At 69.5% G+C, this 8,424-nt stretch carries 11 protein-coding genes; 3 read left to right on the top strand and 8 right to left on the bottom strand.

Annotated elements, in window-relative coordinates:
• On the bottom strand, positions 1 to 298 hold a 298-nt coding region (locus ACJ73U_RS34050; protein WP_407781860.1), incomplete at its 3' end, for a hypothetical protein.
• 153 nt (positions 299 to 451) lie between these two features.
• Positions 452 to 1,405: a hypothetical protein gene (locus ACJ73U_RS34045; protein ID WP_407781859.1), complete on the bottom strand. Its 954-nt coding sequence runs from the start codon at positions 1,403 to 1,405 to the stop codon at positions 452 to 454.
• Between the two features lie 33 nt (positions 1,406 to 1,438).
• On the opposite strand from ACJ73U_RS34045, the gene ACJ73U_RS34040 reads away from it, so the two are divergent.
• The gene (locus tag ACJ73U_RS34040; protein WP_407781858.1) at positions 1,439 to 3,100 is read left to right on the top strand and encodes a DNA repair helicase XPB; all 1,662 of its coding nucleotides are present in this window, start codon (positions 1,439 to 1,441) and stop codon (positions 3,098 to 3,100) included.
• Between the two features lie 9 nt (positions 3,101 to 3,109).
• Here the strand turns inward: ACJ73U_RS34040 and ACJ73U_RS34035 are convergent, their stop codons facing one another.
• From ACJ73U_RS34035 to ACJ73U_RS34025, 3 genes are read right to left on the bottom strand one after another with little or no spacing between them, the layout of a single operon-like run.
• Positions 3,110 to 3,505, bottom strand: coding sequence for a type II toxin-antitoxin system VapC family toxin (locus tag ACJ73U_RS34035; RefSeq protein WP_407781857.1), 396 nt, complete (start codon positions 3,503 to 3,505; stop codon positions 3,110 to 3,112).
• A 21-nt stretch (positions 3,506 to 3,526) separates the two neighbouring features.
• A complete protein-coding gene (locus tag ACJ73U_RS34030) occupies positions 3,527 to 3,772 on the bottom strand; it encodes a hypothetical protein (RefSeq protein WP_407781856.1) in 246 nt (81 codons plus the stop codon).
• Between the two features lie 42 nt (positions 3,773 to 3,814).
• On the bottom strand, positions 3,815 to 4,264 hold the full coding sequence (locus ACJ73U_RS34025) for a PPOX class F420-dependent oxidoreductase (RefSeq protein ID WP_407781855.1): 450 nt from the start codon (positions 4,262 to 4,264) through the stop codon (positions 3,815 to 3,817).
• On the opposite strand from ACJ73U_RS34025, the gene ACJ73U_RS34020 reads away from it, so the two are divergent.
• A complete protein-coding gene (locus tag ACJ73U_RS34020; protein ID WP_407781854.1) occupies positions 4,259 to 5,242 on the top strand; it encodes a helix-turn-helix domain-containing protein in 984 nt (327 codons plus the stop codon). The two genes, ACJ73U_RS34025 and ACJ73U_RS34020, sit on opposite strands and share 6 nt — an antisense overlap.
• Complete coding sequence (locus ACJ73U_RS34015; protein ID WP_407781853.1) at positions 5,157 to 5,450, top strand: DUF397 domain-containing protein; 294 nt, start codon at positions 5,157 to 5,159, stop codon at positions 5,448 to 5,450. Before ACJ73U_RS34020 ends, ACJ73U_RS34015 begins: the two co-directional genes overlap by 86 nt.
• Here the strand turns inward: ACJ73U_RS34015 and ACJ73U_RS34010 are convergent.
• From ACJ73U_RS34010 to ACJ73U_RS34000, 3 genes are all read right to left on the bottom strand, one after another.
• Positions 5,422 to 6,231: a serine hydrolase domain-containing protein gene (locus ACJ73U_RS34010; RefSeq protein WP_407781852.1), complete on the bottom strand. Its 810-nt coding sequence runs from the start codon at positions 6,229 to 6,231 to the stop codon at positions 5,422 to 5,424. The genes ACJ73U_RS34015 and ACJ73U_RS34010 overlap by 29 nt on opposite strands.
• Before the next feature lie 313 nt (positions 6,232 to 6,544).
• Complete coding sequence (locus ACJ73U_RS34005) at positions 6,545 to 7,717, bottom strand: CapA family protein (protein ID WP_407781851.1); 1,173 nt, start codon at positions 7,715 to 7,717, stop codon at positions 6,545 to 6,547.
• Between the two features lie 55 nt (positions 7,718 to 7,772).
• Positions 7,773 to 8,424: SRPBCC family protein (locus tag ACJ73U_RS34000; protein ID WP_407781850.1), on the bottom strand; the 652-nt coding region annotated here is incomplete at its 5' end.

The following is an 8,424-nucleotide window of genomic DNA, read 5'->3' as shown; positions in this document are numbered from 1 at the left end:
GGTAGGCGGCCGGCGGCGCGCCGCCGGGGCCGTTCGGACCGCCTGGGCCTCCCGGGCCACCCGGACCGAAGCCGCCCGAGGGGCTACCCGGACCGCCGGGACCGCCGTACGGCTGGCCCTGCGGCGGCGGACCACCGAAGGGCTGCCCCTGCGGGGGTGGAGCACCGAAGGACTGGCCACCCGGCTGGGTGCCGTAGGGCTGGCCGCCCGGCGGTGTCTGGGGCGGGCGCGGCCCGTAGGGCTGACCCTGCGGCGGACCGTACGGCCCACCCGGTGGCGGGTAGTTCGGAGAGTTCATGTGCACCCCTCGCACAACATGCGGACACTCGGAAGCTTGGTTCGAGAGCAGCAATGTACGCGACGGCCCCGACACTTTTGAGTGGACCCGGCAAATTACCCAATGCGGGGATTGACAGACGACTGTCCGTTACGGATCGAATGCGGACGGACGTTAACCTGCCGGTGCGACAAGGCAAACGGTGAGCGGCGGCTGCGGGTAGGTGATGACCTCGGTGGCGTCCGCGCCGCACTTCGTCTCGTCGTCGACGCCGTCCAGGACGCCGATCACGCGGTGTGTCGCGTTCGGAGCGCCGCAGTCCGCGCGCTTGTCCTGGTTGTCGGTCACCTCGAGGCACTCGCCCTCTTTGACGTTCAGCTGGAGGCACAGCAGGAGCTGACCCTCCTCGGTGTACTGCACGTACTGCTCGTTCGGACAGTCGCCGGTGCTGTCCTCCTCGCGCGTACCGACCTTGTAGATCGCCTCCTCGGAGGCGCAGTCGACGGTCTCGATGTCCGCGTCGGTCTCGCTGGCCACGTTGACCTTGATGCAGTCGCCCGGCTGGGCGTCGGTGGCCGCCCCGCCACCGCCCTGGTCCTCGGTGGTGGTCTCCTCGTCCTCGGACGTGGTGGTGTCCTCGGAGTTCTCCGTGGACCCTGCGGTGGTCGTCTTGGTCTTGGTCGTGGTGGTCGTGCCACCGGCCGTGTTCGAGCCGTTGTCCTTGGTGGCGAAGTAGATGCCGACCCCGGCACCGCCGAGGACCAGCACCGCGATGACCACGATCGCCACGATCATGCCCGTCTTCTTCCTGGGCGGTTCCGGCGGCTGGAATCCTCCGCCGTACTGTGGTTGTTGACCGTAGGGTGACTGCTGACCGTACTGCTGGGTCTGACCGAACTGCTGCGTCTGGCCGTACTGCTGGGCCGGGCCGAACTGCTGGGTCTGGTCGTACTGGCCACCCTGGCCGAGGCGCTGGGTCTGGTCGTCGCCCCACTGGCCGCCGCCGTACTGGGGCTGCTCCGGGCGTCCCTGTTGGCCATACTGGCCGTAGCCGCCTCCCGGCTGCTGGCCCCAGGGATCCTGGTTCGGCTGCCCGTACGGTCCCGGTTGATGGGGAGGCGTCGTCATGACCGCAATCTACCCTCTCGCGAGTGAGGCGCTGTGACAGATGGACCGCTGATCGTCCAGTCCGACAAGACATTGCTGCTCGAGGTCGACCACCCCCGAGCCGACGACGCGCGCATCGCGATCGCCCCGTTCGCCGAGCTGGAACGGGCACCCGAGCACGTGCACACCTACCGGGTCACGCCGCTCGCGCTGTGGAACGCCCGCGCCGCCGGCCACGACGCCGAGCAGGTGGTCGACGCGCTCACCGTGTACTCGCGGTATCCGGTCCCGCAGCCGCTGCTGATCGACATCGTCGACACCATGGGCCGGTTCGGGCGGTTGCAGCTGGCCAACCACCCCGCGCACGGCCTGGTGATGGCCACCACCGACCGCGCCGTGCTCGAGGAGGTGCTCCGGCACAAGAAGATCGCCCCGATGCTCGGCGCCCGCATCGACGACGACACCGTGATCGTGCACCCGTCGGAGCGCGGGCGGCTCAAGCAGGTACTGCTGAAGGTCGGTTGGCCGGCCGAGGACCTGGCGGGTTACGTCGACGGGGAGGCCCACGCGATCGAGCTGGTGGAGGACAGCTGGCACCTGCGCGACTACCAGCGCAGGGCCGCGGAGGCGTTCTGGGCCGGCGGCTCCGGCGTGGTCGTGCTGCCGTGCGGCGCGGGCAAGACGCTGGTCGGCGCCGCCGCCATGGCGCACGCGAAGGCCACGACGCTGATCCTGGTGACGAACACGGTCGCCGGCCGGCAGTGGAAGCGCGAGCTGGTGGCGCGGACGTCGCTGACCGAGGACGAGATCGGCGAGTACTCGGGCGAGCGCAAGGAGATCCGCCCCGTCACCATCGCGACGTACCAGGTGATGACCCGCAAGTCGAAGGGTGAGTACCGCCACCTGGACCTGTTCGACTCCCGCGACTGGGGCCTGGTCGTCTACGACGAGGTGCACCTGCTGCCGGCGCCGGTCTTCCGCATGACCGCCGACCTGCAGTCCCGCCGCCGGCTCGGCCTGACCGCGACCCTCGTCCGCGAGGACGGCCGCGAGGGCGACGTGTTCTCGCTGATCGGCCCGAAGCGCTACGACGTGCCGTGGCGGGACATCGAGGCGCAGGGCTGGATCGCCCCGGCGGAGTGCGTCGAGGTCCGAGTGACCCTGACCGACGCCGAACGGCTGTCGTACGCGACGGCCGAGCCCGAAGAGCGGTACAAGCTGTGCTCCACCGTCGACACGAAGGTGCCGGTGGTCCGCAAGATCCTGGAGAAGCACGCCGGCGAGCCCACGCTGGTCATCGGCGCGTACCTGGACCAGCTGGAGGTACTGGGCGCCGAGCTGGACGCCCCGATCATCCAGGGCTCGACCCGGAACTCCGAGCGGGAGAGGCTCTTCGACCTGTTCCGCAAGGGCGAGCTGCGGACGCTGGTCGTGTCCAAGGTCGCCAACTTCTCCATCGACCTGCCGGAGGCCACGGTGGCGGTGCAGGTGTCCGGGACCTTCGGCTCACGCCAGGAGGAGGCGCAACGGCTCGGCAGGTTGCTGCGCCCCAAGGAAGACGGTCGTCAGGCCCACTTCTACTCGGTGGTGTCACGGGACACCCTGGACACCGACTACGCCGCCCACCGCCAACGCTTCCTGGCCGAACAGGGCTACGCCTACACAATCCGGGACGCGGACGACTTCCTCGGCCCGGAGCTGCCATCGGTGAACTAGACCGTTGAGCTAGACCTCGACCAAACCAAGGTGAAACGCCGCGGCGTCGCTGATCTGTTGCAGATCCTTCGGGTCACTGGTCACGACCGTCGCGGCGTACTTCATCGCCGTGGCAACGACGATCGCGTCGACCGCGTCGCACGTGCGGCTCATCCGCAGCAGCACACCGGCGTGCTTGGCGACCTCCTCGTCAGTGGGGAGCACCGCGCACCCCTTGAGCAACCGCGTCAAGCCCACCTGCCGGGAACCGTCCCGCCAAGCCTGTGTCAGCACGGGCGAAGGCACATCCGGCGAAATGCCGTGCAGCAGGAAGCGCCGGTGCAGCGCACGCATCCGGTCATCTCCGCGTTCGGCAGCAAGAAGCGCCCCGGCGTCGTAGACGACCGGGCCGTTGAACGAAACCATCAACCCACCTTGCGACGTGCCTCAGCTTGAGGACTGGCCCTCCAGCTCGGCGAACTGCCGGTCCACCCAGGCCTCTGCTTCGGCAGAAGGCGGACCCATTTCCTCATCCCACTCCCGCATGGCTTCCAGGCCCTCCTGCACCCGTACTTCGTGCTCGGCGGTCTGGGCAAGCCAGGTTGAGAAGGGTAAGCCTGCCTTCTTCGCGAGCGCGATCGCCTTGGCGTGCGTCTCCTCGGGCAGGGTGATGGTCACCTTCTTCGTCGTCACAACATCACCATACCACGGTATGGCGCCCTTCCACCTGCGCTTTCAGTGGGCGATGTCCGCCTGGGCGACGACCTTGGTGATGCGGGCGCGGACCAGCAGCTCGCCGGGCACGGCGTTGCGCTTGCCGTACTCCTCGGCGCGGTCGGCGCCCATGTAGCGGGCGCCGAGGCGGGTCGCCCACTCCAGCAGCTCGTCGAGGTCCTCGGAGATCGTCGCCTCGGCGCGGAACTGGACGAACGAGTACGGCGGTCGCTCCATGTCCACGACCAGGGCGATCCGCGGGTCCCGCCGGAGGATCTTCGACTTGACCGAGCTGCCGTCGCTGGTGAAGACCAGGTAGTCCTCGGCGCTGTCCCCATCCTCGGCGGCGTCGACCAGGAACCAGATCGGCGCCACGTGCGGCGAGCCGTCCTTGCGGACCACCGCCAGCTTGCCGGTCCGGGTTCCCTGCATGACGAACGCGAGCCACTCGTCCCGCTCCATGTGATGCATGTCGCCATCGTGCCCGGACCCGCGGTCAACGGCACGCCGAGCCGGGTGAACTTCGGCTGTCGTGCCCGGGTGTCGGCCGTTGGCCGCCTTACGTTGAGCGGCATGAACGACCGGCACACCACCACGAGAAGCCGCCAGCTGGGCACGGAGTTGAAGCGGGTCCGCGAACGGGCGGGTTTCAGCGCCCGGGACCTGGCACGAGCGTTGGGCTGGTCGGACAGCAAGGTCTCGCGGATGGAGAACGGCCAGCGCGGCGCCTCCGAGATCGCGGTCGCCACCTATCTCGCCTACTTCCACGTGGTAGGCGACGAGATGGACCGCCTCATAGGCATGTGCCGCGAGATCTGGGCCAAGGACTGGCTCCAACCCCACGGCGAGCACATCCCCGAGGAGTTGCGCACCCTGGTCACGCACGAGACCACCGCCACCTTGATCAACCAGTACGAGCCCCTGGTGATCCCCGGCCTCCTGCAGACCGAGGGCTACGCCACCGCGCTGTTCCGGCTGGCAGGGCGCATCCCCGCCGAGGGCATCGAGCCGCGCATCCAGGCGCGAATGGAGCGGCAGAACGTCCTTCGCCGTGAACACGGCATCGAAATCAATTTCTTCATCCCGGAACAGGTCCTCCGCGCGATCGTCGGCGGCCCCCGGGTGATGAACGATCAACTCCTGCACATCGTGCTCGTCTCGGCCCGGTCTTGGTGCACCGTGCGGGTCGTGCCGTCCTCCTTTCCGCCAGGAGCGCTGGGCAGCCCGTTCCAGCTGATGGACTATCCCAACCATCCACCAGTCGCCTACGTGGAGAACCAGACCCACAGCCTCTTCCTGGAGAACCCCAAAGATGTTGGCACCTATCGCGCGATCCTGCGCAAACTCAAGGAGGTTACGCTGAATGAGGGAGAGTCCAGGGAGCTGCTTGCCAGCCTGGCAAACGAGTACGACGTTCCGGAGGCCGAAGATGGAGTGGCGGAAGAGTAGCTTCAGCGGCGCGGACAACGGCGGCTGCATCGAGGTCGCCTGGCGCAAGAGCACCTTCAGTGGCGCCACCAACGGCGACTGCGTCGAGGTTGCCGTCGGTATCGAGGGTGTGGCCGTGCGGGACTCGAAGGACTCCTCCGGGCCCACCCTTCAGTTCACGCCCGCTCAGTGGCGGACGTTCACAGCTCGGCCAGCACCGCGTCCGTGAAAGCCGGCCACGTGTCGATGGCCCACTGACCGAACGCCCTGTCCGCGAGGGCCACGCAGGCCACGCCGGCGTCCGGGTCCACCCACAGGAAGGTCCCGGACTGTCCGAAGTGGCCGAACGTCCGCGGCGAGCTGTTCCTGCCCGTCCAGTGCGGGCTCTTGTGGTCCCGGATCTCGAAGCCGAGGCCCCAGTCGTTGTCCTTCTGGTAGCCGTAGCCCGGCAGCACGCCGGACAGCTCCGGGAACGCCACCGTGGTCGCCTCGTCGAGGGTTGTCTCCGAGACGAGCGTGGGGGCCTGGAGCTCCGCGGCGAAGCGCGCCAGGTCGGCGCAGGTCGACACGCCACCGGCGCCGGCCGTGCCCGCCAGCCGGGACGACTCCATGCCCAGCGGTGCCAGCACCGCCTCGGTCAGGTACTCCGCGAACGGGATGCCGGACGCCCCGTGCACGGTGTCGGCCAGCACCTCGAACCCGGCGTTCGAGTACATGCGGCGCGTGCCCGGCTTGGCCATGACCTTGTGCTCGTCGAACGCCAGACCGGAGGTGTGCGCGATGAGGTGCCGAACCGTCGACCCCTCCGGCCCGGCCGGCTGGTCCCACTCGACGGCCCCCTCCTCGACGGCCACCAGCGTCGCGTAGGCCGTGAGCAACTTGGTCACCGACGCGAGCTTGAACTCCCGCGCCTGCGGCCCCTCCGCACCGAGCACCTCACCACCTGCCGACACGACCGCGACCGCCGCGTGGTCCACCGGCCAGTCGGCCACCGCCCGCACACTCTCCATGGACCCGACGTTACCGAGCGGATGCGCGCCCGCGCCCGGCGGTCCAGCCCGCCGACCAACCCGACGCCTCAGCCCGCCGCACCACCCCGCCGACTACCCCGACGAACACCCACCGAGCCGACCCTGCCCAACCCCGAGGACTCATCCCGCCCCAACCACCCACCACATCCCGCCTGCTGAACCAACCCGCCCAGCCAACCCACCACACCCCACCTGCCGAACCAACCCGCCCAGCCAACCCACCACACCCCACCCCGCCCAACCCGTCGCAGCCGACCAGCCGCATCCGGCCCGGCCAACGCGGCTCTGCGGATCAGCCTTCCGGGCGGGTGAGGCCGTCGTTGCCGGCGCCTTCGCTTAGAACCACCTGGTCGGTGCGGTCCAGGGCCTCCTTCTTGCGGGCCGGGTCGACGGAGCTGTCCGTGGTCAGGTTCCTGAGGCGGATGGGTGGGCCGAGGTCGATGAGGGTGGGGATGTACTCCGCCTTGGCGACCCGCCAGCCGGTGTCCGACTTCGTGAAGGTGAAGCGGGCGATCACGCCCTCCTCGGTGTCGCCGCGTGGCTGCTCGTGCTTGGCGACCGAGTTGCCCAGGCCGTAGGCCACCCACTTGTCGCCGATCTTCTCGAACGGCTGCACCACGTGCGCGTGGTGGCCGACGATCAGGTCCACGGCCGGGTCGGCGAGGATCTGCCTGGCCATGTCCTTCTGCTCGGCGGTGGGCTCGTGCTGGTTCTCTATGCCCCAGTGGATGCTGGCGATCACGACCTCGGCGCCGGCCGCGCGGGCCTTCCTGGCCGCGTCGAGCACCGCGTTGACCGACAGCTCGTTGACCGTCCACGGCTCCGGCGCCTCGGTCCCCTGGTTGAGCCCGAAGGTGAACGACACCTGGCCGACCTTGACGCCCCTGACCACGCGGATCAGCGGCGTGCCGGCCTCCTGCTCGGTGCGTGCGGACCCGGTGTGCCCGATCTTGGCGGCGTCGAGGGTGTCGAGCGTGGTGCGCACCCCCTCGGCGCCCTGGTCGAGGGTGTGGTTGGAGGCGGTCGAGCAGGTGTCGTAGCCGGTGTCGGCGACCGCGGTGGCGATCTCCGGCGGGACATAGAAGAGCGGGTACCCCTTGAAGGGCCCGTCGGCGGTGGCGATCGGCGTCTCCATGTGGCAGATCGCCAGGTCGGCGGAGGAGATGACGGGCTTGATGCCGGCGAGCAGCGGCTCGTAGTCACGCCTGCCGCCGCCGTCGGCCTCGGCCTGTTCGGTCAGCGCGGGGTGGATCAGCTCGTCACCGGTCGCCACCACGGTGAAGGTGTCGGCGGGCTTGGCATCGGCACCGGAGTCGGTCTCCCGGGTGGTGACGGTGCCCGGGTGGAACGGCGGGACGGGCTCACCGCTGCCGTCGTCCGTGCTCGCGCAGCCGGCAACGAGCAGAGCTGCACAACAAATACCCACCAGCCGGCGCACCCGGGCCATCCTGCACGCCCCGCTCATCCGCCCGCAACATATTGGTGCGGACGGCTGCTGATCTTGCCCGCTCGCCGCCGGCTCAGCGGTGGCGCCGCCGCAGCGTGATGAACGCCAGGACCGCGGCGGTCAGCGCCAGCAGCGGCGCGGCGCGTTTGAGCACCGACGGACCCGCGTACGACAACAGGTCGATCGCCTCCGTCTCCGGTTCCGGGACCGGGTCTGGCTGGACGTTCTTCGGGAGGCTGGCCGCCGCCGCCTCGCCTGCCTTGCGCCCCGCGGCCACGGCCTCCGCGTGTTCGGCCGCCACGGCTGATGTCATCGACCCCGCCGCTGACGCGACCGCCGACTCCGCGGGTGACTCCGCTGGTGACTGCGCGCGTGACTCGGCCGTCGGTTCGGTGGCAGCCGCGGCCTGAGCCGGTGTCTCCTCGGGGGCCGAGGCCAGCTTCCCGGACAGGCAGGTCGCGAACGTGTTCAGGATCTTGCCGCCCACCTCGGAGATCAGGCCGCGGCCGAACTGCGCCGGTTTGCCGGTGATCGACAGGTTCGTCTCAACCGTGCCGACCGTCGAGTCGCCGTCGGCGGTCAGGGCCACGGTGACCGTCGCGGCGGCGGTGCCGTTGCCTCTGGCGTCCTTGCCGGCGGCCTTGATGACCACCGAGTGCGTGTCCGGGTCCTTGGACAGGAACTCAACGGAGCCCTTGTACATCAGCGAGATCGGGCCCAGCTTC

It is taken from the genome of Actinophytocola sp., assembly GCF_045807065.1.
Taxonomy (GTDB): Bacteria; Actinomycetota; Actinomycetes; order Mycobacteriales; family Pseudonocardiaceae; genus Actinophytocola.
Note: the sequence above shows the minus strand (reverse complement) of the source record. Positions and strands in the feature narration are given on the sequence as shown.

What these genes read in the sequence shown, in the direction of transcription:
- ACJ73U_RS34045 (WP_407781859.1), bottom strand. Translation starts at nt 1,405, where the DNA reads ATGACGACGCCTCCCCATCAACCGGGACCGTACGGGCAGCCGAACCAG.
- ACJ73U_RS34035 (WP_407781857.1), bottom strand. Translation starts at nt 3,505, where the DNA reads ATGGTTTCGTTCAACGGCCCGGTCGTCTACGACGCCGGGGCGCTTCTT.
- ACJ73U_RS34020 (WP_407781854.1), top strand. Translation starts at nt 4,259, where the DNA reads ATGCATGTCGCCATCGTGCCCGGACCCGCGGTCAACGGCACGCCGAGC.
- ACJ73U_RS34025 (WP_407781855.1), bottom strand. Translation starts at nt 4,264, where the DNA reads ATGCATCACATGGAGCGGGACGAGTGGCTCGCGTTCGTCATGCAGGGA.
- ACJ73U_RS34015 (WP_407781853.1), top strand. Translation starts at nt 5,157, where the DNA reads ATGAGGGAGAGTCCAGGGAGCTGCTTGCCAGCCTGGCAAACGAGTACG.
- ACJ73U_RS34010 (WP_407781852.1), bottom strand. Translation starts at nt 6,231, where the DNA reads ATGGAGAGTGTGCGGGCGGTGGCCGACTGGCCGGTGGACCACGCGGCG.
- ACJ73U_RS34005 (WP_407781851.1), bottom strand. Translation starts at nt 7,717, where the DNA reads ATGAGCGGGGCGTGCAGGATGGCCCGGGTGCGCCGGCTGGTGGGTATT.